22 protein-coding genes are annotated in these 22,873 nt (G+C 56.4%); 4 read left to right on the top strand and 18 right to left on the bottom strand.

Annotated elements, in window-relative coordinates; all coding sequences use genetic code 11:
- Positions 1-102: 102 nt before the first annotated feature.
- The 18 genes from D882_RS0127600 to rpmH all read right to left on the bottom strand — a co-directional run bounded on the left by D882_RS0127600 (position 103) and on the right by rpmH (position 16,084).
- Positions 103-528: a F0F1 ATP synthase subunit epsilon gene (locus D882_RS0127600; RefSeq protein WP_027926215.1), complete on the bottom strand. Its 426-nt coding sequence runs from the start codon at positions 526-528 to the stop codon at positions 103-105.
- 45 nt (positions 529-573) lie between these two features.
- A complete protein-coding gene (gene atpD, locus D882_RS0127595) occupies positions 574-1,953 on the bottom strand; it encodes a F0F1 ATP synthase subunit beta (protein ID WP_027926214.1) in 1,380 nt (459 codons plus the stop codon).
- 27 nt (positions 1,954-1,980) lie between these two features.
- The gene (atpG, locus tag D882_RS0127590) at positions 1,981-2,841 is read right to left on the bottom strand and encodes a F0F1 ATP synthase subunit gamma (RefSeq protein ID WP_027926213.1); all 861 of its coding nucleotides are present in this window, start codon (positions 2,839-2,841) and stop codon (positions 1,981-1,983) included.
- A gap of 50 nt (positions 2,842-2,891) precedes the next feature.
- A complete protein-coding gene (gene atpA / locus D882_RS0127585; RefSeq protein ID WP_027926212.1) occupies positions 2,892-4,436 on the bottom strand; it encodes a F0F1 ATP synthase subunit alpha in 1,545 nt (514 codons plus the stop codon).
- Positions 4,437-4,457: 21 nt separating this feature from the next.
- On the bottom strand, positions 4,458-4,994 hold the full coding sequence (locus D882_RS0127580) for a F0F1 ATP synthase subunit delta (RefSeq protein WP_027926211.1): 537 nt from the start codon (positions 4,992-4,994) through the stop codon (positions 4,458-4,460).
- 12 nt (positions 4,995-5,006) lie between these two features.
- Complete coding sequence (locus D882_RS0127575) at positions 5,007-5,477, bottom strand: F0F1 ATP synthase subunit B (protein ID WP_008027535.1); 471 nt, start codon at positions 5,475-5,477, stop codon at positions 5,007-5,009.
- A 56-nt stretch (positions 5,478-5,533) separates the two neighbouring features.
- The gene (gene atpE, locus D882_RS0127570) at positions 5,534-5,791 is read right to left on the bottom strand and encodes a F0F1 ATP synthase subunit C (protein WP_002555987.1); all 258 of its coding nucleotides are present in this window, start codon (positions 5,789-5,791) and stop codon (positions 5,534-5,536) included.
- 133 nt (positions 5,792-5,924) lie between these two features.
- Positions 5,925-6,794 (bottom strand): F0F1 ATP synthase subunit A, encoded by an 870-nt coding sequence (gene atpB / locus D882_RS0127565; RefSeq protein ID WP_027926210.1) that lies wholly within the window; start codon positions 6,792-6,794, stop codon positions 5,925-5,927.
- Between the two features lie 16 nt (positions 6,795-6,810).
- Positions 6,811-7,218, bottom strand: a complete 408-nt coding sequence (locus tag D882_RS0127560) for a F0F1 ATP synthase subunit I (RefSeq protein ID WP_027926209.1) — start codon at positions 7,216-7,218, stop codon at positions 6,811-6,813.
- 148 nt (positions 7,219-7,366) lie between these two features.
- Positions 7,367-8,239: a ParB/RepB/Spo0J family partition protein gene (locus tag D882_RS0127555; protein WP_008027541.1), complete on the bottom strand. Its 873-nt coding sequence runs from the start codon at positions 8,237-8,239 to the stop codon at positions 7,367-7,369.
- Positions 8,240-8,248: 9 nt separating this feature from the next.
- Positions 8,249-9,046 carry a ParA family protein gene (locus tag D882_RS0127550; protein ID WP_027926208.1) on the bottom strand — a complete coding sequence of 266 codons (798 nt, stop codon included), beginning with the start codon at positions 9,044-9,046 and terminating at the stop codon, positions 8,249-8,251.
- A gap of 18 nt (positions 9,047-9,064) precedes the next feature.
- A complete protein-coding gene (gene rsmG / locus D882_RS0127545; protein ID WP_027926207.1) occupies positions 9,065-9,709 on the bottom strand; it encodes a 16S rRNA (guanine(527)-N(7))-methyltransferase RsmG in 645 nt (214 codons plus the stop codon).
- Positions 9,706-11,604 carry a tRNA uridine-5-carboxymethylaminomethyl(34) synthesis enzyme MnmG gene (gene mnmG / locus D882_RS0127540; protein WP_027926206.1) on the bottom strand — a complete coding sequence of 633 codons (1,899 nt, stop codon included), beginning with the start codon at positions 11,602-11,604 and terminating at the stop codon, positions 9,706-9,708. Before mnmG ends, rsmG begins: the two co-directional genes overlap by 4 nt.
- 551 nt (positions 11,605-12,155) lie before the next feature.
- Positions 12,156-13,526, bottom strand: a complete 1,371-nt coding sequence (gene mnmE / locus D882_RS0127535) for a tRNA uridine-5-carboxymethylaminomethyl(34) synthesis GTPase MnmE (RefSeq protein WP_027926205.1) — start codon at positions 13,524-13,526, stop codon at positions 12,156-12,158.
- A gap of 79 nt (positions 13,527-13,605) precedes the next feature.
- A complete protein-coding gene (yidC, locus tag D882_RS0127530; RefSeq protein ID WP_027926204.1) occupies positions 13,606-15,291 on the bottom strand; it encodes a membrane protein insertase YidC in 1,686 nt (561 codons plus the stop codon).
- A gap of 2 nt (positions 15,292-15,293) precedes the next feature.
- Positions 15,294-15,539: a membrane protein insertion efficiency factor YidD gene (gene yidD, locus D882_RS1000000132420; RefSeq protein ID WP_077430980.1), complete on the bottom strand. Its 246-nt coding sequence runs from the start codon at positions 15,537-15,539 to the stop codon at positions 15,294-15,296.
- Positions 15,532-15,933, bottom strand: coding sequence for a ribonuclease P protein component (rnpA, locus tag D882_RS0127525; RefSeq protein WP_027926203.1), 402 nt, complete (start codon positions 15,931-15,933; stop codon positions 15,532-15,534). Before rnpA ends, yidD begins: the two co-directional genes overlap by 8 nt.
- 16 nt (positions 15,934-15,949) lie before the next feature.
- A complete protein-coding gene (rpmH, locus tag D882_RS1000000132415) occupies positions 15,950-16,084 on the bottom strand; it encodes a 50S ribosomal protein L34 (protein WP_003213577.1) in 135 nt (44 codons plus the stop codon).
- 565 nt (positions 16,085-16,649) lie between these two features.
- Between rpmH and dnaA the strand changes: the two genes are divergently transcribed.
- From dnaA to gyrB, 4 genes are read left to right on the top strand one after another with little or no spacing between them, the layout of a single operon-like run.
- Complete coding sequence (gene dnaA / locus D882_RS0127520) at positions 16,650-18,173, top strand: chromosomal replication initiator protein DnaA (RefSeq protein WP_027926202.1); 1,524 nt, start codon at positions 16,650-16,652, stop codon at positions 18,171-18,173.
- A 39-nt stretch (positions 18,174-18,212) separates the two neighbouring features.
- Positions 18,213-19,316 (top strand): DNA polymerase III subunit beta, encoded by a 1,104-nt coding sequence (dnaN, locus tag D882_RS0127515; RefSeq protein ID WP_017341709.1) that lies wholly within the window; start codon positions 18,213-18,215, stop codon positions 19,314-19,316.
- Between the two features lie 20 nt (positions 19,317-19,336).
- On the top strand, positions 19,337-20,440 hold the full coding sequence (gene recF / locus D882_RS0127510) for a DNA replication/repair protein RecF (RefSeq protein WP_008007898.1): 1,104 nt from the start codon (positions 19,337-19,339) through the stop codon (positions 20,438-20,440).
- 5 nt (positions 20,441-20,445) lie between these two features.
- A complete protein-coding gene (gene gyrB / locus D882_RS0127505; protein ID WP_027926201.1) occupies positions 20,446-22,863 on the top strand; it encodes a DNA topoisomerase (ATP-hydrolyzing) subunit B in 2,418 nt (805 codons plus the stop codon).
- Positions 22,864-22,873 lie beyond the last annotated feature (10 nt).

Here is a 22,873-nt window from a genome sequence, read left to right as displayed (position 1 = left end):
CCTGGGTGGTCAGCGGCTGCGACCAGGTTATGAACGTCGGAAAAGAAAAAAGGGTAGCCGAGGCTACCCTTTTTAATCAATCGCGCAACAAGTGATGGCCTATTAGCGGCCAAACTTCTTGCGGATCTGCTGGACGGTGCGCAGCTGTGCTGCAGCCTCGGCCAGACGTGCGGAAGCAGAACCATAGTCGAATTCCGCGCCCCGCTCATGCAGGGCTTTCTCGGCAGCCTTGACGGCTTCCTGAGCGGAGGCTTCATCCAGGTCGACAGCACGTTGCACGGTGTCGGCAAGAACCTTGACCATGTTCGGCTGAACTTCGAGGAAACCACCGGAGATGTAATACACCTCCTCTTCCCCGCCCTGCTTGACCAGGCGGATCGGGCCCGGCTTGAGATTAGTGATCAACGGCGCGTGACCCAGGGCGATACCAAGATCACCCAGTGCACCGTGCGCAATCACCATCTCGACCAGACCGGAAAAGATTTCTCCTTCCGCGCTGACGATATCGCAATGGACTGTCATAGCCATCTGATTGCCTCAACCTAAATTAGCGCCCGTTTCCGGGCGCCGGGATTACAGTTTCTTGGCTTTCTCGATCGCTTCTTCGATGCCGCCGACCATGTAGAACGCTTGTTCTGGCAGGTGGTCGTAGTCACCGTTGAGGATGCCTTTGAAGCCAGCAATGGTGTCTTTCAGGGAAACGTATTTACCCGAAGCACCGGTGAAGACTTCAGCCACGAAGAACGGCTGCGACAAGAAACGCTGGATCTTACGAGCACGGTTTACCAACTGCTTGTCGGCTTCCGACAGCTCGTCCATACCCAGGATCGCAATGATGTCCTTCAGTTCTTTGTAACGCTGCAGAACATACTGTACACCGCGAGCGGTGTCGTAGTGGTCCTGGCCGATTACGTTCGGGTCCAGCTGGCGCGAAGTCGAGTCGAGTGGATCGACCGCTGGGTAGATACCCAGGGAAGCGATGTCACGGGACAGAACGACGGTGGCGTCCAAGTGGGCGAAGGTGGTCGCTGGCGACGGGTCAGTCAAGTCATCCGCAGGTACGTATACCGCTTGGATCGAGGTGATCGAACCGTTTTTGGTCGAAGTGATACGCTCTTGCAGAGTACCCATCTCTTCGGCCAGGGTCGGCTGGTAACCTACTGCGGAAGGCATACGGCCCAGCAGTGCGGATACTTCAGTACCGGCCAGGGTGTAACGATAGATGTTGTCGACGAACAGCAGAACGTCGTTACCTTCGTCACGGAACTTCTCGGCCATGGTCAAGCCGGTCAGTGCTACGCGCAGACGGTTACCCGGCGGCTCGTTCATCTGACCGTAAACCAGTGCCACTTTGTCCAGAACGTTGGAATCCTTCATCTCGTGGTAGAAGTCGTTACCCTCACGAGTACGCTCACCCACACCGGCGAACACGGAATAACCGCTGTGCTCGATGGCGATGTTACGGATCAGTTCCATCATGTTTACGGTTTTGCCTACACCGGCACCACCGAACAGACCGACTTTACCACCCTTGGCGAACGGGCAAACCAGGTCGATAACCTTGATGCCGGTTTCCAGCAGGTCGTTGCCGCCCGCTTGTTCTGCGAAGGTTGGCGCAGGACGGTGAATGCCCCAGCGCTCGTCGGTGTCGATCGGGCCAGCTTCGTCGATCGGGTTGCCCAGAACGTCCATGATCCGGCCCAGAGTCGCTTTACCGACCGGTACGGAAATGGCTGCGCCGGAGTCGATGACGTCCAGACCACGCTTCAAGCCCTCGGTGGAGCCCATCGCAATGGTACGAACCACGCCGTCGCCCAGCTGTTGCTGAACTTCCAGAGTGGTTGCGGCCGCGCTTTGTACAGTCAGCGCGTTGTAGATGCTCGGTACGCTGTCGCGTGGGAATTCCACGTCGATAACGGCGCCGATGATTTGAACGATACGTCCGCTACTCATAGCTGGATCCTCTGAATATTTGAACCGTTAAACCGCGGCAGCGCCGCCGACGATTTCCGAGATCTCTTGGGTGATCGCAGCCTGACGCGCCTTGTTGTAGACCAGCTGCAAATCGCTGATCAAATCACCGGCGTTGTCGGTAGCGTTCTTCATCGCGATCATCCGCGCAGCTTGTTCAGCCGCGTTGTTCTCGACCACCGCCTGGTAGACCTGCGACTCCACGTAACGGACCATCAAGCCGTCAAGCAGCTCTTTGGCATCCGGTTCGTAGAGATAGTCCCAGTGGTGCTTGAGGCCTTGATCCGGGGTTGCCACCAATGGAATCAACTGCTCCACGGTAGGCGTTTGCGTCATGGTGTTGATGAACTTGTTGGACACCACGGACAGGCGATCAATACGGCCGTCCAGGTAGGCATCCAGCATCACCTTGACGCTGCCGATCAAGTCATTGATCGACGGCTCTTCACCCAGGTGGCTGATAGCTGCTACGACGTTGCCGCCGAAGTTGCGGAAGAAAGCCGCACCCTTGCTACCCACTACACACAGATCGATCTCGACGCCGTTTTCGCGGTTTACCGCCATGTCCTTGACCAGGGCCTTGAACAGGTTGGTGTTCAAACCACCACACAAACCACGGTCACTGCTCACCACGACGTAACCGACGCGCTTGATTTCGCGGTCGATCATGAACGGGTGGCGATATTCCGGGTTGGCGTTGGCCAAATGACCAATAACCTGGCGGATGCGCTCCGCGTAAGGACGGCTAGCAGCCATGCGCATTTGTGCCTTGCGCATTTTACTGACCGCCACTTTTTCCATGGCGCTGGTAATCTTTTGCGTGCTTTTGATGCTCGCAATCTTACTGCGAATCTCTTTTGCGCCTGCCATGTAACACCTATCAGGTTAGCAAGCGGGAGCCTTGCGGCTCCCGCTGCGGCTTACCAGGTTTGGGTGGCCTTGAACTTCTCGATACCGGCTTTCATGCCAGCATCGATTTCGTCATTGAAGTCACCCTTCACGTTGATCTTCGCCATCAATTCGGCGTGATCGCGGTTGAAGAAAGCAATCAGCGCTTGTTCAAAGCTGCCGATCTTGGCGATTTCGACGTCAGTCAGGAACCCACGCTCAGCGGCATACAGCGACAGCGCCATGTCAGCGATCGACATAGGTGCGTATTGCTTCTGCTTCATCAGCTCGGTAACGCGCTGACCATGCTCAAGTTGCTTACGGGTCGCTTCGTCCAGGTCAGAAGCGAACTGGGCGAATGCCGCCAGTTCACGGTACTGAGCCAGAGCGGTACGGATACCACCGGAGAGCTTCTTGATGATCTTGGTCTGAGCGGCACCACCCACACGGGATACCGAAACACCGGCGTTCACAGCAGGACGGATCCCGGAGTTGAACATGGCCGATTCCAGGAAGATCTGACCGTCGGTGATGGAAATCACGTTGGTCGGAACGAACGCGGAAACGTCGCCAGCCTGGGTTTCGATGATCGGCAGTGCGGTCAGGGAACCGGTTTTGCCGGTCACTGCGCCGTTGGTGAACTTCTCTACGTATTCTTCCGAAACGCGGGATGCGCGCTCCAGCAGACGGGAGTGGAGATAGAACACGTCGCCTGGGTAAGCTTCACGGCCTGGTGGACGGCGCAGCAGCAGGGAAATCTGGCGGTAAGCCACTGCTTGCTTGGACAGATCGTCATAAACGATCAGCGCGTCTTCACCGCGGTCGCGGAAGAATTCACCCATGGTGCAACCGGAGTACGGTGCCAGGAATTGCAGTGCTGCAGATTCCGAAGCGCTCGCTGCCACGACGATGGTGTTAGCCAGTGCGCCGTTCTCTTCCAGCTTGCGAACCACGTTGGCGATGGTCGATTGTTTCTGACCAATGGCTACGTAGACGCAGAAAATGCCGCTGTCTTTCTGGTTGATGATCGCGTCGATCGCCAGAGCGGTTTTACCGATCTGACGGTCACCGATGATCAGCTCACGCTGGCCACGGCCGACAGGGATCATGGCATCGACAGCCTTGTAGCCAGTCTGTACAGGCTGGTCTACCGACTTACGCCAGATCACGCCTGGAGCAACTTTCTCGACCGCGTCGGTCAAGGTGTTGTTCAGCGGACCTTTGCCATCAACTGGGTTACCCAGTGCGTCGACTACGCGACCCAGCAGTTCCTTACCAACCGGAACTTCGAGGATACGGCCGGTGCACTTGGCGCTCATGCCTTCAGCCAGAGTCTGGTATGCGCCCAATACAACGGCACCTACAGAGTCTTGCTCCAGGTTGAGAGCCATACCGAAGACGCCGCCCGGAAACTCGATCATCTCGCCGTACATTACGTCGGCCAGACCGTGAATCCGCACGATACCGTCAGATACGCTGACGACAGTGCCTTCGTTACGGGCTTGGGAGGTCACATCGAGCTTGTCGATGCGGCCCTTGATAATTTCACTTATTTCGGAAGGATTGAGTTGCTGCATTGCTCTGCTGCCCCTTCAAACTCAAGATTTCAATGCTTCGGCAAGATTCGCGAGTTTGCCGCGAATCGAACCATCGATTACCAGGTCGCCGGCGCGAATGATGACACCACCAATAAGGGCGGCATCCTCCGCAACTTGCAGGCGCACTTCCCGGTTGAGTCGTGCACTGAGAACCTTGGCGAGTTTGTCTTGCTGTTCTTGGTTCAATGCAAAAGCACTGGTGACTTCAACGTCTACCGACTTCTCTTGTTCGGCCTTGTACAGGTCAAACAGAGCGGCGATCTCCGGCAACAGCGGGAGACGGTCGTTTTCGGCAACGACGTTAATGAAGTTCTGTGCCTTGGCATCAAACTTGTCGCCGCACACGTCAATAAACGTGGCGGCCTTGTTTGCGCTCGTCAGTCGCGGGGCCTTGAGCACGCGCTGCATGGTGTCGTCTTGCGACACTGCTGCAGCCAGGCCGAGCATGGCTGACCAAGAGGCCAGTTGCTGGTGGGCCTGGGCGTGCTCGAAGGCTGCCTTAGCGTAAGGTCGGGCCAACGTGGTCAATTCTGCCATGATCGCCCTCGCTTAAATTTCAGCAGCCAGTTTGTTTACCAGCTCCGCGTGCGCGTTTTGATCGATTGTGGCACCCAGGATCTTCTCGGCGCCGCCGACGGCCAGAGCACCCAGTTGGGCACGCAGCGCGTCTTTGACACTGTTCAGTTCCTGTTCGATCTCGGCCTGAGCCTGAACCTTCACACGGTCAGCGTCGATACGGGCCTTTTCAACAGCCTCTTCAACGATCTGGTTACCGCGTTTCTTGGCTTGCTCAATGATTTCGGCTGCCTGAGCTTTAGCTTCGCGCAGTTGTTGACCCGCTTTATCTTGGGCCAATTCCAGGTCGCGAGCTGCTCGGGCGGCAGCGTCCAGTCCATCCGCAATCTTCTTCTGACGTTCGTGCAAAGCCGCGATGACCGGAGGCCACACGAACTTCATGCAAAACAGTACAAAAATGAAGAACGCAACGGACTGGCCAATCAGGGTTGCATTAATGTTCACGCCAACACCTCGCTCGTTCGTTACACATCACACCAACTACTCGAAGGTTCGAGTAATTAGCCAGCGAGTTGACCAACGAATGGGTTCGCGAAGGTGAAGAACAGAGCGATACCAACACCGATCATGGTGACGGCGTCGAGCAGACCGGCAACGATGAACATTTTAACTTGCAGCATTGGAACCATTTCTGGCTGACGCGCTGCGCCTTCCAGGAACTTGCCGCCCAACAGGCCGAAACCAATTGCGGTACCCAGTGCGCCCAGGCCGATCAACAGTGCAACAGCGATAGCGGTTAGACCAACTACAGTTTCCATCTTTCCTCCCGACTTTTACGTCGTATGGTTTAGGTTTTTTAGATTTTAAAGCGGTAAAACAAATCGTTTCATAGCCCTGTTCGGGCACCCACTCGTTTGACCGAGTGGGACATCAGACTAGTCGAGACTGGTCTTAATGGTTCTCTTCGTGCGCCATCGAAAGGTAAACGATGGTCAGCATCATGAAGATAAACGCCTGCAGGGTGATGATCAGGATGTGGAACACAGCCCACGCCCACTGCAGAACTACGCCCAGGCCGCTAAGCCAGAGCAGACCGCTGCCGAACATCACAGCAATCAGAATGAAGACCAGTTCGCCGGCGTACATGTTGCCGAACAGACGCAGTGCCAGCGAGATTGGCTTGGCAACCAGCGTCACGAACTCCAGCAGGAAGTTCACCGGAATCAGCAGGGCCTGAACGAAGATGTTCTTGCTGCCGAACGGGTGCAGGGTCAGTTCGCCGATGAAGCCGCCGATGCCCTTGACCTTGATGCTGTAGAAAATGATCAGCGCGAACACCGACAGGGCCATACCCAGGGTCGCGTTCGGGTCAGTGGTCGACACTGCACGGAACGGAATGTGGTGGTCGCCGGTAATCAGGATGGCCAGCTGAGGAATCCAGTCGACCGGGATCAGGTCGACGGCGTTCATCAGGAACACCCAGACGAAGATGGTCAGTGCCAGCGGTGCAATCACCGGGCTACGGCCATGGAAGCTGTCTTTCACGCTGCCATCGACGAATTCGACCAATACTTCAACGAAGTTCTGCAAAGCACCAGGCTGACCGGAAGTCGCTTTCTTTGCCGCCATGCGGAAAAGAAGAACGAAGATCAGACCCAACGCGACCGACCAGCCGAGGGTATCGACGTGGAAAGCCCAGAAGCCCATTTCCTTGGCTTCTGCTGCGGTGTGGGCAAAACCCCACCCGCCAGTTGGGAGCTGACCGAAAGTCAGGTTCTGCAAGTGGTGCTGGATATAGCCCGAAGCGGTTGTTTCTGCCATGGTTGCCTCAAACGCCCTAAGGTCTCGAAAGTCTTGTTCTCATCAGCAGGGGCGCGAACCAGCTGACCAGTTGGGTCAACACGAAGACGCCGAATACAGCTAGCGGCGCCAATGGCTTCACACCTGCAAACGTCAATGCAAAGAGCACTGCCGTCAAAATCAGTTTGCCCGCCTCGCCGGCATAAAATGACCGGACAATGGCTTGAGCTGCTCGGGCGCCGGAAAACCGAAATGCCCTGTGAGCGAAATAAACATTGGGAAGCAAGGCTATCAGGCCTCCGCAAAGTCCTGAGTACCCGGCAACGACTCCATGCCATTGCCAAAGCGCCAAAGCAGCAATCAGCAAAACGACAAATTGAGCCATTAACACCGGAAAAACTGCCAGGCGATGGAACGGCAAGCGGTTTGGCGTGCGTCTTTCCATCACGTTTTCTCTCCAATGGTCGGCTGCCAGAAATCAATAACTTGGCATAATTTGTGCCGACAAAATGCGCGCAGAGTATAGGGGCGGTTCAGCCCCTATTCAACTGTCAGGTAGTGATTTCCGACTGCACGCTACATGAGGAAATGTTTCAACGAATGTGCGCAAGCACACCTTGCAGTTCGTCGAGGGAGTTGTAACCAATGACCAACTGCCCTTTCCCCTTCTTACCGTGGCGAATCTGCACCGCAGAGCCTAGGCGTTCGGCCAGGCGCTGTTCGAGTCGGGCTATATCAGGGTCCGGTTTTACCGGTTCGGCAGGCTCCTGTTTGCCACTCAACCACTGGCGAACCAGTGCTTCAGTTTGGCGCACCGTCAGCCCCCGTGCGACAACATGTCGCGCCCCTTCTACCTGTTGATTCTCCGGCAAACCGAGCAAAGCACGCGCATGACCCATTTCCAGGTCACCGTGCGACAGCATGGTTTTGATAACTTCCGGCAACGCGATCAAGCGTAGCAGGTTGGCCACGGTCACGCGGGATTTGCCCACCGCCTCCGCAACCTGTTGCTGAGTCAGCTGAAATTCCTGCTGCAAACGCTGCAACGCGACGGCTTCTTCGATCGGATTGAGGTCTTCGCGTTGAATGTTCTCGATCAGCGCCATGGCAATGGCCGTTTCATCCGGCACATCACGAACCATCGCCGGGATGGTTTCCTGGCCAGCCTGCTGGCTGGCGCGCCAGCGGCGTTCACCGGCAATGATTTCGAAGCGACCGCTGCCGATCGGGCGAACCACGATCGGCTGCATCACGCCCTGGGCCTTGATCGACTGCGCCAACTCTTCCAGCGCTTGAGGATCCATGTCCCGGCGGGGTTGGTACTTGCCGCGCTGGATCAGGTCCAGGGGCAGGTGCTGCAGCTCACGTTGGTCAGCTTGTACCGCTTGTTCTTCCAGCGAGCTGACAGTCGGACCACTCAGCAGTGCATCCAGTCCACGTCCGAGACCTCGTTTCTTGACGGCCATGGGGATTCCTTAAGTTGCCTGAGCGGCGGCGGTGCGTGAGTTTTTGCGCTGGCGGCGAACCATTTCGCCCGCCAAGGCCAGGTAGGCAATGGCGCCCCGTGAAGTCTTGTCGTACGCCAACGCCGGCATCCCATAACTTGGCGCTTCAGCCAAGCGAATGTTGCGCGGAATCACGGTGTCGTAAAGCTGCTCGCCGAAGTGTTCCTTGAGCTGCGCGGACACATCGTTCATCAGGCTCAGGCGCGGGTCGTACATGGTCCGCAACAGGCCTTCGACTTTCAGATTCGGGTTAAGCAGTTCAGCGATGCGCTTGATGTTATCCACAAGGTCGCTCAAACCTTCGAGCGCGAAGTATTCGCACTGCATGGGGATAATCACCCCATCGGCGGCCACCAGTGCGTTCAGCGTGAGCATCGACAACGACGGTGGGCAGTCGATCAAAATGTAATCGTAGTTTTCACGGATTGGCGCCAATGCACTGCGCAGGCGACTTTCCTTCATCTGCATTTCCAGCAGAACCACTTCGGCCGCCGTCAGGTCGCGGTTGGCCGGCAACAGCTGGTAACCACCATGCTCGGAGTAGTGCATGGCCTGGGCCAGGTCACATTCGCCGATCAGCAGGTCGTAGACCGAGTTTTCCAGACCATGTTTATCCACACCGCTACCCATGGTGGCGTTGCCCTGTGGATCGAGATCGATCAGCAGCACCCGACGCTTGGTAGCGACCAGGGAAGCTGCGAGGTTGATGCAGGTGGTGGTTTTACCCACACCACCCTTTTGGTTCGCAATCGCGAATACCTTAGCCATTCTTGCTTGTGTTCCCAATCATGCCGTGCGGCGCAGTATCAGCAGATGGCGTTGGCCTTGGCAACCAGGGACGGCCAGGGCGTGTTCGCTATCGAGGTGGAAGTCTGCCGGCAATGCTACCAGCTCATCGGCCGGATGAACGCCCTTCATTGCCAGCCAGCGCGTATCGGCATCGCCGAGGTGGCGAGTCCAGTTACTGAAGTTTTCCATGCTGCTGAACGCCCTGGAAACAATCCCGTTGAATGGCTGTGCAGGCTGGAAAGCTTCGACGCGGCTGTGGATAACTTGCAGGTTATCCAGTTTGAGTTCGAGTTTGACCTGGGTCAGGAAGCGGGTTTTCTTCCCGTTGCTGTCCAGGCAGGTCACTTGCGACTCGGGAAACAGGATGGCCAACGGAATGCCCGGCATGCCACCACCGCTGCCAACGTCCAGCCAGCGACCGTTTTCGATGAACGACATGACGCTCAAACTATCGAGCAGATGGCGAGAGACCATTTCGTCCGGATCGCGCACGGCGGTCAGGTTGTAGGCCTTGTTCCATTTGATCAACAGGGCCAGATAACCCAGCAGCTGCGCGTGCTGGGTTTCTGTCAGTGTGACACCGAGCTGGCGAGCACCTGTGGATAACTCTTCGGCGTGTTGCGAGGTGACCAACGAACTCAAGCGCTTTGCTCCAACTGACGGCCCGCGCCGCGTTTTTTCAAATGAATCATCAACAGCGAAATGGCTGCCGGGGTGACGCCCGGAATACGTGACGCCTGGCCCAGGGTTTCAGGACGGGTCGCGCCGAGCTTGCTCTGGATCTCTTTGGAGAGACCGGAAATGTTCGTGTAATCGATATCCACAGGCAGTTTGGTGTCTTCGCTGGCCCGCAGGCGTGCGATTTCATCCTGCTGACGGTCGATGTAACCGGCGTACTTGGTCTTGATTTCGACCTGTTCGGCGACCTGTGGATCTTCTGCGCCCCCACCGGTCACGGCAATCAGACCAGCGTAGTCGATTTCCGGACGGCTCAGCAGGTTGAGCAAATTGTATTCGTGGGTCAGCGGCGTACCGAACTTCTCGGAAATCGCATCGCCCTGCTCGGTGCCCGGGCGAACCCAGGTACTTTTCAGGCGTTGCTCTTCCAGGTCGATGCTTTCGCGCTTCTTGCAGAACGCCGCCCAACGCGCGTCATCGACCAGACCCAGCTCGCGACCTTTTTCGGTCAGACGCAGGTCGGCGTTGTCTTCGCGCAGGATCAGGCGGTATTCGGCACGAGACGTGAACATCCGGTACGGCTCTTGGGTTCCGAGCGTAATCAGGTCGTCGACCAATACGCCGATGTACGCCTCGTCGCGACGCGGGCACCAGGCATCTTTGCCCTGTGCACGCAGTGCTGCGTTGGCGCCGGCCAGCAAACCCTGGGCGCCGGCTTCTTCGTAACCGGTGGTGCCGTTGATTTGACCGGCAAAAAACAGCCCGCCAATCACTTTGGTTTCCAGGCTGTATTTCAGGTCACGCGGGTCGAAATAGTCGTATTCGATGGCGTAGCCCGGACGCACGATGTGTGCGTTTTCCATGCCGCGGATCGATTGCACGATCTGCAATTGCACGTCGAACGGCAGGGATGTGGATATCCCGTTCGGGTACAGCTCGTGGGTGGTCAAACCTTCCGGCTCGATAAAGACCTGATGGCTTTCCTTGTCGGCAAAGCGGTGGATCTTGTCTTCGATCGACGGGCAATAACGCGGACCGATGCCTTCGATCAATCCCGCATCGGAATACATCGGCGAACGATCGAGGTTCGCTGCAATGATTTCGTGGGTCCGGCTGTTGGTGTGGGTAATCCAGCAGCTCACCTGTTTCGGGTGTTGCTCTTTGGAACCCATGAACGACATCACCGGGATCGGCGTATCGCCTGCTTGCTCGGTCATTACCGAGAAATCCACAGAACGACCGTCGATACGCGGCGGCGTACCGGTTTTCAAACGACCCACACGCAGTGGCAATTCACGCAGACGGCGAGCCAGGGCGATCGATGGCGGATCACCGGCACGACCGCCGGAGTAATTCTGCATGCCGATGTGGATAAGTCCGCCGAGGAAGGTGCCAGTGGTCAACACCACGGAATCCGCGAGGAAACGCAGGCCCATTTGGGTGACGACACCGCGCACTTGTTCCTGTTCGACGATCAGGTCGTCAGCGGCTTGTTGAAATATCCACAGGTTCGGCTGGTTTTCCAATGCTTCGCGGACAGCGGCCTTGTACAGAACCCGGTCTGCCTGGGCGCGAGTTGCACGTACGGCCGGACCTTTGCGGCTGTTCAACACGCGAAATTGAATACCACCTTTGTCGGTAGCCATGGCCATTGCGCCGCCAAGGGCGTCAATTTCTTTAACCAGGTGGCTTTTACCGATCCCGCCAATGGCGGGGTTGCAACTCATTGCTCCGAGGGTTTCCACGTTATGCGTCAGCAACAGGGTTTTCGCACCCATACGTGCTGAGGCCAGTGCTGCCTCGGTACCGGCATGACCGCCGCCGATGACGATCACTTCAAAACGGGAAGGGAAATCCACCACGCACCTCGTGCCTGCTTCAGTTAGGTAATCAGGAATAGTTTGAGCTCAGGTTTCTGGACCTGGTCGACAAGTATAGGGACTTCGCCCTTCCTAAAGAACCCTTTGCACAAAATTTAACCAGCTGTGGAGAAGTCGGGGTTATAGAAATTAAAAAGAGAGAAATTTATTAAATCTTTGTTTTTATGTTTATTTCTACTGAGCCACCTTTCTGTGGATAGATCGCTACAGGCCTTTATTATCAATGTGTACAGAGATTTAAAACCCTGTGGTCATGTGGCCAAGAGCCCCTTGGATAACCGGTTTAAGCCTGTGGATGAAAGGGGGGGTTATCCACAGAGGTGGTTATCTTCAGTTTTCAGGCCCTGTTATCAACTGCCCTTAGTGGCAGTTATTCACAGGGCTTAATCCACAGAAAAGCGCGTATCGGGTTAATTCCGGGCGAAGGAAAACCGCTCAAGCAGACATTATCTGCTCGGCACTGAGGGACGATTTTTTAAAAAAGAGGGGACAGACAGGCGCGAATGGCCTGTCTGTGAACAACGAAAGGGTTATTTACCGATGCAGAAGCTGGAAAAGATTCGTCCCAACAGGTCATCGGAGCTGAATGCACCGGTGATTTCACCCAGCGAGTGCTGCGCCTGACGCAAATCCTCGGCCAACAGCTCGCCAGCACCGGCCAGGGTCAATTGCGAGCGGCCATGCTCAAGGGATGCACTGGCATGACGCAGGGCCTCAAGGTGACGCCTGCGTGCGCTGAAGCTACTTTCCGACGTCTGCTCGTAACCCATGCAGGCCTTCAGATGGTCGCGCAGTAACTCCAGGCCTTCGCCAGCAGACTTGGCACTCAGGCTGATGGTGACGTGGCCATCTTCACTGACTTCCAGGGCAATGGCTTCCCCCGTCAGATCAGCCTTGTTACGAATCAGCGTGACTTTCGCTGGATCCGGGCGGATTTCGAGGAATTCCGGCCACAAAGCGAAGGGGTCCAACGCTTCAGGCGCCGTTGCATCGACGACCAATAACACGCGATCCGCTTCGCCGATGGCTTTCAGTGCGCGTTCTACGCCAATTTTTTCCACGTGATCGTCGGTATCTCGCAGACCCGCGGTATCCACCACGTGCAGCGGCATGCCATCAATGTGGATATGTTCGCGCAGGATGTCCCGGGTTGTGCCGGCAATTTCGGTCACGATCGCTGCTTCCCGACCCGCCAGAGCATTCAACAGGCTGGATTTACCGGCATTCGGCCGACCGGCAATCACCACGGTCATGCCGTCACGCAGCAAGGCGCCTTGCCCGGCTTCGCGAAGTACTGTGGATAATTCATCGCGCACTTTGTCGAGCATGGCCAAGACATGACCATCAGCCAGGAAGTCGATTTCTTCTTCAGGGAAGTCGATGGCCGCTTCGACATAGATACGCAGGCCTATCAGCTGCTCGGTCAGGTTATGCACACGCTGGGAAAATGCGCCTTGCAAGGAACGCAGCGCATTTCGTGCCGCTTGTGCAGAACTCGCCTCGATCAAGTCAGCAATGGCTTCAGCCTGAGCCAGGTCGAGTTTGTCATTGAGGAAGGCGCGCTCGCTGAATTCACCGGGACGGGCGAGGCGACAGCCCAGTTCCAGACAACGCTTGAGCAACATATCCAGAACAATCGGCCCGCCATGGCCCTGCAGTTCAAGCACGTCTTCGCCGGTGAAGGAGTTCGGCCCCGGGAAATAAAGCGCAATGCCTTCGTCCAGCACCTCTTCGTTCTCACTGAGGAACGGGCCGTAATGGGCAAACCGGGGTTTCAATTCCCGACCGCTGATGGCCTTGGCCGCAAGGCTCGCCAACGGCCCGGAAATACGGACGATGCCCACACCGCCGCGACCTTGAGCGGTAGCAACGGCTGCGATGGTTTCACGAGGAACGCTCATAAACCGGTATCCAGACAAAAGTGACAGATAGCAAAACGCCCCACTAGGGGGCGTTTTGAGTGGTTATCCACAGTGTAAATCAAGCGGCTGCTTTGGTAGCCCGTTCGATTTTACGAGTGATGTACCACTGTTGAGTGATGGACAGGCAGTTGTTCACTACCCAGTACAGCACCAGACCAGCCGGGAACCACAGGAAGAAGAAGGTGAAGATGATTGGCATCAGCTTCATCACCTTGGCCTGCATCGGATCCGGTGGTGTCGGGTTCAACTGCTGCTGGATGAACATGGTTGCGCCCATGATGATCGGCAGAATGAAGAACGGATCCTTGATCGACAGGTCAGTAATCCACAGCATGAACGGCGCTTGGCGCATTTCAACGCTTTCCAGCAGAACCCAGTACAGCGAAAGGAAAACCGGCATCTGCACGAGGATTGGCAAGCAACCACCCAGCGGATTGATCTTCTCTTTCTTGTACAGCTCCATCATGGCTTGCGACATTTTCTGCCGGTCATCGCCATGTTGCTCTTTCAGCGCGGCCAGTTTCGGGGCCACTGCACGCATGCGCGCCATGGATTTGTAGCTGGCAGCCGACAGTGGGAAGAACAAACCCTTGATCAGCATGGTCAGGAAAATGATCGACCAGCCCCAGTTGCCGACGATGGCGTGGATATGTTGCAGCAACCAGAAAATTGGCTGGGCAATGAACCACAGGATGCCGTAGTCGACGGTCAGTTCCAGACCTGGGGACAACTGTTTCAGCACAGCCTGGCTTTTCGGGCCGGCGTACAGAACGGCGCTCACTTCAGCTTTAGCACCTGGCGCAACCGTCAATGCCGGGGCGGTATAGCCGATGATGTAGTTGCCTTTGCTGTCTTTACGGGTCTGGACGACATTGTTTTCGCCCTTCGCCGGAATCCAAGCGGTCACGAAGTAGTGTTGCAACCAGGCAACCCAACCCCCGTTGACGGTTTCTTTCAGCTGAGCCTTGTCCATGTCTTTCATCGACACTTTCTTGTACGGCTCGTTACTGGTCCACAGGGCGGCGCCCAGGTAAGTGGCGGTGCCGGTGGCAGTGCTGGAAGAAGGATCGGAGCTGGCGTCACGCTTCAGCTGGGCGAACATCGCACCCGACCAAGGCTTGGCACTTTCGTTGTCGATCAGGTAAGAAACAGTTACGTCATACAGGCCGCGTTTCAGTGTGAAACGCTTGATGTAGTTGACGCCGTCCTTGCTGAACTTCAGGTCTACGACCAATTGGTCCTGACCGTCAGCCAGTTGATAAACCTTCTTCTCCGAAGCGTAAACCGGACGACCGGCAGGACTTGCGTCCGGACCGTCGGTGCCGATCAAACCGCTTTGAGCCAGATAAGTCCGCTCGTTGCCGTTATCGAACAACTGGAACGGGATTTCCGGATGGTCCTGGCGACGTGGATACAGCGGCAGCGTCAGCTGGGCAACATCACCACCTTGTGGATCGATGGCCAGGTTGAGCACATCCGTTTTGATCTGGATGAGGTCTTTGCTTGCAGCTACTGGAGTTTCAGCAGGTGCTGTAGCACTGGTATCGCTTGCGGCGCGTGGAATGTCGTCACTGACAGAAGCATTATTGCCAGTAGCCGAATCCGGTAGACCCGGTGCGGTAGTACTGGAAGCAACATTCTGAGTCGGCAGGGCAGCCTGACCATAGTCCTGGTTCCATTTAAGAACCATAACGTAGGACACGATTGCCAGGGCGACGATCAGGATCGTGCGTTTGATATCCATGATTACTCGGCCATCGAAGAAGAACGGGAGGTAGGGATAGGTGGAACCGGGTCATAACCACCGGGATTCCACGGATGACAGCGACCTAAACGACGAAAGGCCAGCCAGCCACCGCGCAGAAGACCATGATTTTCTATGGCCTCTAACGCGTAGCAGGAACAACTGGGGTAGAAGCGACAGTGGTTGGCCATCAGGGGACTAATGGCATAGCGATAAAACTGGATCGGAACGAGTGCCAGTTTACGCATCGGGACTGTCTACCCCTACAGTTTCGGTTTTGACTGCTGGTACTGGCGTGCTGCGTGCCAGACGCTTCCAGAGTTTGCCGAAATGCTGAATCAATTCGGGGTTTTCTACGTCACCCAAACCTTTGCGCGCGACGATAACGATGTCCCAGCCGACCAGTGAATCCTGGTGCAGACGGAACGATTCGCGCATCAGACGTTTGAGGCGATTGCGCTCGACGGAGAGCTTTACGCTCTTTTTCCCGATAACCAACCCGAGACGGGGGTGATCAAGATCGTTGTTGCGCGCAAGGAGCAGGAGATTTTTCCCCGGAACCTTGCCGGTAGGGGAGTCAAAGACTGCCTTGAAATGCCGGGGAGTAAGCAGACGCTTTTCCCGACTGAAGTCCTGACTCACCTCCAGTGCCGGATTATCAAACTGCCAGACGCGCACGACCTTTGGCGCGACGACGCGACAGGACGGCACGACCGTTCTTGGTAGCCATGCGAGCACGGAAACCGTGGGTACGAGCGCGTTTGATAGTGCTTGGTTGGAAAGTACGTTTCATTGTCGTGTTACCTGGTTCGTCCACAACGGGCCGGAATGGCCCCCGTTTTAAGAGACCGGGGATTCTAGAGAAAGCAAGCCTCTAGGTCAATTTCCAACCAGCGTTTCCTTATAAATAGATCTCCAGAGGTTTTGTTCGTGATTAACCCCTCGTTAGAAATAGAAATAAGAAAGGAATTATTTAAAGCTTTTCTGTAAAGCTTATAAAAGCTAGGCAGGCGGTCATCTGTGGATAAGTGCCTTCAGGCCTTCTACTACGGGCTGTACAGAGAATGACAACTACCGTGGAAAACAGGGGGCAGCCTGTGCTGCGCTGTCGGATAACCTGTGTGTGAAACAGCTTGTTATCCACAGGCTGGTTATCCACCGAGTTTCCCCCCCACTTGTGCAACGACCTTAGACCCGGTTATCCACAGAGCTTATGCACAGACCGCTGGTCGTCTTTTTTGCGTATAAAACGTTGATTCTTCTCGGTCAGTGCTCCACCTCGTGTGGATAAGTCGGCGTCTGGTCGTTACAATGGCCGCTTGTTTTTGCCTCACCGGCTTTCAACTTAGGGGATATCCGTGTCAGTGGAACTTTGGCAGCAGTGCGTGGAGCTTTTGCGCGAAGAGCTGCCTGCCCAACAATTCAACACTTGGATCCGTCCACTACAGGTCGAAGCCGAAGGCGACGAGTTGCGTGTCTACGCACCGAATCGCTTTGTTCTCGACTGGGTCAACGAAAAGTACCTGGGCCGTGTTCTTGAACTGCTGGATGAGCATGGCAACGGCATGGCGCCGGTGCTGTCCTTATTAATAGGCAGCAAACGCAGTTCGACACCGCGAGCTGCGCCTAACGCGCCGTTGGCTGCCGCTGCATCTCAGGCTCAAGCTGCTCAAGCACCTGTCAGCGCTCCGGCGCCAGCATCGATTGCCAACGCACCGACCAAGCGTGCGACGCAAAAAGTGGCCGAGATCAATGAAGAGCCGTCTCGTGACAGCTTCGACCCGATGGCCGGCGCCAGTTCGCAGCAAGCTCCGGTTCGCTCCGAGCAACGCACGGTGCAGGTCGAAGGCGCGCTCAAGCACACCAGTTACCTGAACCGCACCTTCACCTTCGAAAACTTCGTCGAAGGTAAGTCGAACCAACTGGCCCGGGCCGCGGCCTGGCAGGTGGCAGACAATCCCAAGCACGGTTACAACCCGCTTTTCCTTTATGGTGGCGTCGGCTTGGGTAAAACCCACTTGATGCACGCTGTGGGTAATCACCTATTAAAGAAAAACCCGAATGCCAAGGTCGTTTACCTGCATTCGGAGCGTTTCGTGGCCGACATGGTCAAGGCGCTGCAACTGAATGCCATCAACGAGTTCAAGCGTTTCTACCGTTCGGTGGATGCGTTGCTCATCGATGACATTCAATTCTTCGCCCGCAAGGAACGTTCGCAGGAAGAGTTTTTCCACACCTTCAACGCCCTGCTTGAAGGTGGCCAGCAGGTCATTCTCACCAGTGACCGTTACCCGAAAGAAATCGAAGGCCTTGAAGAGCGTTTGAAATCCCGCTTTGGCTGGGGCCTGACGGTTGCCGTCGAACCGCCGGAGCTGGAAACCCGCGTGGCGATCTTGATGAAAAAGGCCGACCAGGCCAAAGTCGATCTGCCACATGACGCGGCGTTCTTCATTGCCCAGCGTATTCGCTCCAACGTCCGTGAGCTGGAAGGCGCGCTGAAACGCGTGATCGCCCACTCGCACTTCATGGGACGCGACATCACCATCGAGCTGATTCGCGAATCCCTGAAAGACTTGTTGGCGCTGCAAGACAAACTGGTCTCTGTGGATAACATTCAGCGCACAGTCGCCGAGTACTACAAGATCAAGATCTCCGACTTGCTGTCCAAGCGTCGTTCACGCTCGGTCGCACGTCCGCGTCAGGTTGCAATGGCATTGTCCAAAGAGTTGACTAACCACAGCCTGCCGGAAATCGGCGATGTGTTTGGCGGCCGCGACCACACGACTGTTTTGCACGCCTGTCGCAAGATCAACGAGCTTAAGGAATCCGACGCGGACATCCGCGAGGACTACAAGAACCTGCTGCGTACACTGACCACTTGATGAACACCAGCGCAGCTTATTAAGGCAAGGGACTAGACCATGCATTTCACCATTCAACGCGAAGCCCTGTTGAAACCCCTGCAACTGGTCGCAGGCGTCGTTGAGCGCCGACAGACCTTGCCGGTGCTCTCCAACGTGCTGCTGGTTGTCGAAGGCCAGCAATTGTCGCTGACCGGTACTGACCTGGAAGTCGAGCTGGTCGGTCGTGTGCAACTTGAAGAGCCGGCAGACCCAGGTTCCATCACCGTGCCTGCGCGCAAGCTGATGGACATCTGCAAGAGCCTGCCGAACGATGCGCTGATCGACATCAAGGTCGATGAGCAGAAGCTGGTGGTCAAGGCTGGTCGTAGCCGCTTCACGCTGTCGACCCTGCCGGCCAATGATTTCCCGACAGTGGAAGAAGGCCCGGGCTCGCTGACCTGCAGCCTGGAACAAAGCAAACTGCGTCGTCTGATCGAACGTACCAGCTTCGCCATGGCCCAGCAGGACGTTCGTTATTACCTGAACGGTATGCTGCTTGAAGTTTCTGCCGGGATCATCCGTGCTGTTGCCACCGACGGTCACCGTCTGGCCATGTGTTCGATGCAGGCCGATATCGGTCAGCCGGATCGCCATCAGGTCATCGTTCCGCGCAAGGGTATCCTTGAGCTGGCACGCCTGCTGACCGAACCGGACGGCATCGTCAGCATCGTCCTGGGTCAGCACCACATCCGCGCGACCACCGGCGAGTTCACCTTCACCTCGAAACTGGTCGACGGCAAATTCCCGGATTACGAGCGTGTTCTGCCAAAAGGCGGAGACAAGCTGGTACTCGGCGACCGTCAGGCGCTGCGTGAAGCTTTCAGCCGTACTGCGATTCTGTCCAACGAGAAGTACCGTGGCATCCGTCTGCAACTGGCTAACGGTCAGCTGAAAATCCAGGCGAACAACCCGGAGCAGGAAGAAGCGGAAGAAGAAGTGGGCGTTGAATACAACGGCGGCAATCTCGAAATCGGCTTCAACGTCAGCTATCTGCTCGACGTACTGGGCGTGATGACCACTGAGCAAGTTCGCCTGATCCTGTCCGATTCCAACAGCAGTGCGCTGGTGCAGGAATCCGACAACGACGACTCGGCTTACGTTGTCATGCCGATGCGCCTGTAATCATGTTCAGCAGAAGCTAGATGTCGCTAAGTCGCGTCTCGGTCACCGCGGTGCGCAATTTGCACCCGGTGACCTTCTCCCCCTCCCCCCGAATCAACATTCTTTACGGCGCCAACGGCAGCGGCAAAACCAGTGTTCTGGAAGCCATTCATCTGCTGGGGCTTGCCCGTTCGTTTCGTAGCAGCCGTCTGTTGCCGGTCATCCAGTACGAGCAATTGGCGTGTACGGTGTTTGGCCAGGTTGAATTGGCTGAGGGTGGACACAGCGCGTTAGGTATTTCACGCGACCGTCAGGGCGAATTTCAGATCCGCATCGATGGCCAGAACGCCCGAAGCGCGGCGCAACTGGCGGAGATCCTGCCACTCCAGCTGATCAACCCTGACAGTTTCCGCTTGCTTGAAGGCGCGCCGAAGATTCGCCGACAGTTTCTCGACTGGGGCGTATTCCATGTGGAACCGCGATTCATGTCCACCTGGCAGCGCTTGCAGAAGGCGCTGCGCCAGAGAAACTCTTGGCTGCGACATGGTACACTTGACGCCGTTTCGCAAGCGGTTTGGGACAGGGAACTGTGCCAGGCCAGCGCTGAAATCGATGAATACCGCCGCGCTTACATCAAAGCCTTGAAACCAGTCTTTGAACAGACCTTGAGCGAACTGGTCGAGCTTGAAGGCTTGACCCTCAGCTATTACCGAGGCTGGGACAAAGACCGCGAACTGAGTGCCGTACTCGCTGGGTCCCTTCAACGGGACCAGCAAATGGGTCACACCCAGGCCGGACCACAACGCGCTGATTTGCGTCTCAGACTGGGCGCACATAATGCCGCGGACATCTTGTCCCGGGGTCAGCAGAAATTGGTGGTCTGTGCATTGCGGATTGCCCAAGGACACCTGGTGAGCCAGGCCCGACGCGGACAGTGTATTTATCTGGTGGATGACTTGCCGTCCGAATTGGACGAGCACCACCGACGCGCGCTTTGCCGCTTGCTGGAAGACTTACGCTGCCAGGTCTTTATCACCTGTGTAGATCACGAATTATTGAGGGAAGGCTGGCAGACGGAAACGCCAGTCGCTTTGTTCCACGTGGAACAGGGCCGTATCACCCAGACCCACGACCATCGGGAGTGAAGGCATTGAGCGAAGAAAATACGTACGACTCAACGAGCATTAAAGTGCTGAAAGGCCTGGATGCCGTACGCAAACGTCCCGGTATGTACATTGGTGACACCGACGATGGCAGCGGTCTGCACCACATGGTGTTCGAAGTGGTCGATAACTCGATCGACGAAGCTCTCGCCGGCCACTGCGACGACATCAGCATCATCATTCACCCGGATGAGTCCATCACCGTTCGCGACAACGGCCGTGGCATCCCGGTAGACGTGCACAAAGAAGAAGGCGTTTCGGCAGCCGAGGTCATCATGACCGTGCTGCACGCCGGCGGTAAGTTCGACGACAACTCCTACAAAGTATCCGGCGGTCTGCACGGTGTAGGTGTGTCGGTAGTGAACGCACTGTCCAAAGAACTGATCCTGACCGTTCGCCGCAGCGGCAAGATCTGGGAACAGACTTACGTCCACGGTGTTCCGCAAGAGCCGATGAAAATCGTTGGCGAGAGCGAAACCACGGGCACCCAGATCCACTTCAAGCCATCGGCTGAAACCTTCAAGAACATCCACTTCAGCTGGGACATCCTGGCCAAGCGGATTCGTGAACTGTCATTCCTCAACTCCGGTGTCGGCATCGTCCTCAAGGATGAGCGCAGCGGCAAGGAAGAGCTGTTCAAGTACGAAGGCGGCCTGCGTGCGTTCGTTGAATACCTGAACACCAACAAGACTGCGGTCAACCAGGTGTTCCACTTCAACATCCAGCGTGAAGACGGCATCGGCGTTGAAATCGCCCTGCAGTGGAACGACAGCTTCAACGAGAACCTGTTGTGCTTCACCAACAACATTCCACAGCGCGATGGCGGTACTCACCTGGTGGGTTTCCGCTCCGCACTGACGCGTAACCTGAACACCTACATCGAAGCTGAAGGTCTGGCGAAGAAGCATAAAGTCGCGACCACCGGTGACGATGCCCGTGAAGGCCTGACCGCGATTATTTCGGTGAAAGTACCGGATCCGAAGTTCAGCTCCCAGACCAAAGACAAGCTGGTTTCTTCCGAAGTGAAGACCGCGGTCGAACAGGAAATGGGCAAGTACTTCTCCGACTTCCTGCTGGAAAACCCGAACGAAGCCAAACTGGTCGTCGGCAAGATGATCGACGCGGCTCGTGCGCGTGAAGCGGCGCGTAAAGCCCGTGAAATGACCCGTCGTAAAGGCGCGCTGGATATCGCCGGCCTGCCGGGCAAACTGGCTGACTGCCAGGAAAAAGACCCTGCCCTGTCCGAACTGTACCTTGTGGAAGGTGACTCTGCTGGCGGCTCCGCCAAGCAGGGACGTAACCGCCGCACCCAGGCTATCCTGCCGCTGAAGGGCAAGATCCTGAACGTCGAGAAGGCGCGTTTCGACAAGATGATCTCTTCGCAAGAAGTAGGCACCTTGATCACCGCGCTGGGCTGTGGCATCGGCCGCGACGAGTACAACATCGACAAGCTGCGTTATCACAACATCATCATCATGACCGATGCTGACGTCGACGGTTCGCACATCCGTACCCTGCTGCTGACCTTCTTCTTCCGTCAGTTGCCGGAGCTGATCGAGCGTGGCTACATCTACATCGCTCAGCCGCCGCTGTACAAGGTCAAGAAAGGCAAGCAAGAGCAATACATCAAAGACGACGACGCCATGGAAGAGTACATGACGCAGTCGGCCCTGGAAGACGCGAGCCTGCACCTGAACGAAGAAGCCCCTGGCATCTCCGGTGAAGCGCTTGAGCGCCTGGTGAATGACTTCCGTCTGGTGATGAAGACCCTCAAGCGTCTGTCGCGCCTGTATCCACAGGAGCTGACCGAGCACTTCATCTACCTGCCAGCAGTGAGCATGGATCAACTGTCCGATCATGCAGCGATGCAGGATTGGCTGGCTCAGTACGAAGTTCGCCTGCGCACCGTCGAGAAGTCTGGCCTGGTCTACAAAGCCAGCCTGCGTGAAGACCGTGAACGTAACGTCTGGCTGCCAGAGGTCGAACTGATCTCCCACGGCCTGTCGAACTACGTCACCTTCAACCGCGACTTCTTCGGCAGCAACGATTACCGCACGGTTGTTTCGCTGGGCGCTCAACTGAGCACCTTGTTGGACGACGGTGCGTACATCCAGCGTGGCGAGCGCAAGAAGCCGGTCACCGAGTTCAAGGAAGCCCTTGAATGGCTGATGGCTGAAAGCACCAAGCGTCACACCATCCAGCGATACAAAGGTCTGGGCGAGATGAACCCGGATCAGCTGTGGGAAACCACCATGGACCCAGCACAGCGCCGGATGCTCAAAGTGACTATCGAAGACGCCATTGGCGCAGACCAGATCTTCAACACCCTGATGGGTGATGCGGTCGAACCTCGCCGTGACTTCATCGAAAGCAACGCCCTGGCGGTTTCCAACCTGGATTTCTGATCCAGCGAAC

Source organism: Pseudomonas sp. URMO17WK12:I12 (genome assembly GCF_000514395.1).
GTDB lineage: Bacteria > Pseudomonadota > Gammaproteobacteria > Pseudomonadales > Pseudomonadaceae > Aquipseudomonas > Aquipseudomonas mucoides.
This window is presented reverse-complemented; position numbering and strand designations above follow the sequence as displayed.

What these genes read in the sequence shown, in the direction of transcription:
- D882_RS0127550 (WP_027926208.1), bottom strand. Translation starts at nt 9,046, where the DNA reads ATGGCTAAGGTATTCGCGATTGCGAACCAAAAGGGTGGTGTGGGTAAA.
- recF (WP_008007898.1), top strand. Translation starts at nt 19,337, where the DNA reads ATGTCGCTAAGTCGCGTCTCGGTCACCGCGGTGCGCAATTTGCACCCG.
- atpG (WP_027926213.1), bottom strand. Translation starts at nt 2,841, where the DNA reads ATGGCAGGCGCAAAAGAGATTCGCAGTAAGATTGCGAGCATCAAAAGC.
- D882_RS0127580 (WP_027926211.1), bottom strand. Translation starts at nt 4,994, where the DNA reads ATGGCAGAATTGACCACGTTGGCCCGACCTTACGCTAAGGCAGCCTTC.
- atpB (WP_027926210.1), bottom strand. Translation starts at nt 6,794, where the DNA reads ATGGCAGAAACAACCGCTTCGGGCTATATCCAGCACCACTTGCAGAAC.
- yidC (WP_027926204.1), bottom strand. Translation starts at nt 15,291, where the DNA reads ATGGATATCAAACGCACGATCCTGATCGTCGCCCTGGCAATCGTGTCC.
- D882_RS0127555 (WP_008027541.1), bottom strand. Translation starts at nt 8,239, where the DNA reads ATGGCCGTCAAGAAACGAGGTCTCGGACGTGGACTGGATGCACTGCTG.
- mnmE (WP_027926205.1), bottom strand. Translation starts at nt 13,526, where the DNA reads ATGAGCGTTCCTCGTGAAACCATCGCAGCCGTTGCTACCGCTCAAGGT.
- atpA (WP_027926212.1), bottom strand. Translation starts at nt 4,436, where the DNA reads ATGCAGCAACTCAATCCTTCCGAAATAAGTGAAATTATCAAGGGCCGC.
- dnaN (WP_017341709.1), top strand. Translation starts at nt 18,213, where the DNA reads ATGCATTTCACCATTCAACGCGAAGCCCTGTTGAAACCCCTGCAACTG.
- D882_RS0127600 (WP_027926215.1), bottom strand. Translation starts at nt 528, where the DNA reads ATGGCTATGACAGTCCATTGCGATATCGTCAGCGCGGAAGGAGAAATC.
- D882_RS0127560 (WP_027926209.1), bottom strand. Translation starts at nt 7,218, where the DNA reads ATGGAAAGACGCACGCCAAACCGCTTGCCGTTCCATCGCCTGGCAGTT.
- atpD (WP_027926214.1), bottom strand. Translation starts at nt 1,953, where the DNA reads ATGAGTAGCGGACGTATCGTTCAAATCATCGGCGCCGTTATCGACGTG.
- atpE (WP_002555987.1), bottom strand. Translation starts at nt 5,791, where the DNA reads ATGGAAACTGTAGTTGGTCTAACCGCTATCGCTGTTGCACTGTTGATC.
- rpmH (WP_003213577.1), bottom strand. Translation starts at nt 16,084, where the DNA reads ATGAAACGTACTTTCCAACCAAGCACTATCAAACGCGCTCGTACCCAC.
- yidD (WP_077430980.1), bottom strand. Translation starts at nt 15,539, where the DNA reads ATGCGTAAACTGGCACTCGTTCCGATCCAGTTTTATCGCTATGCCATT.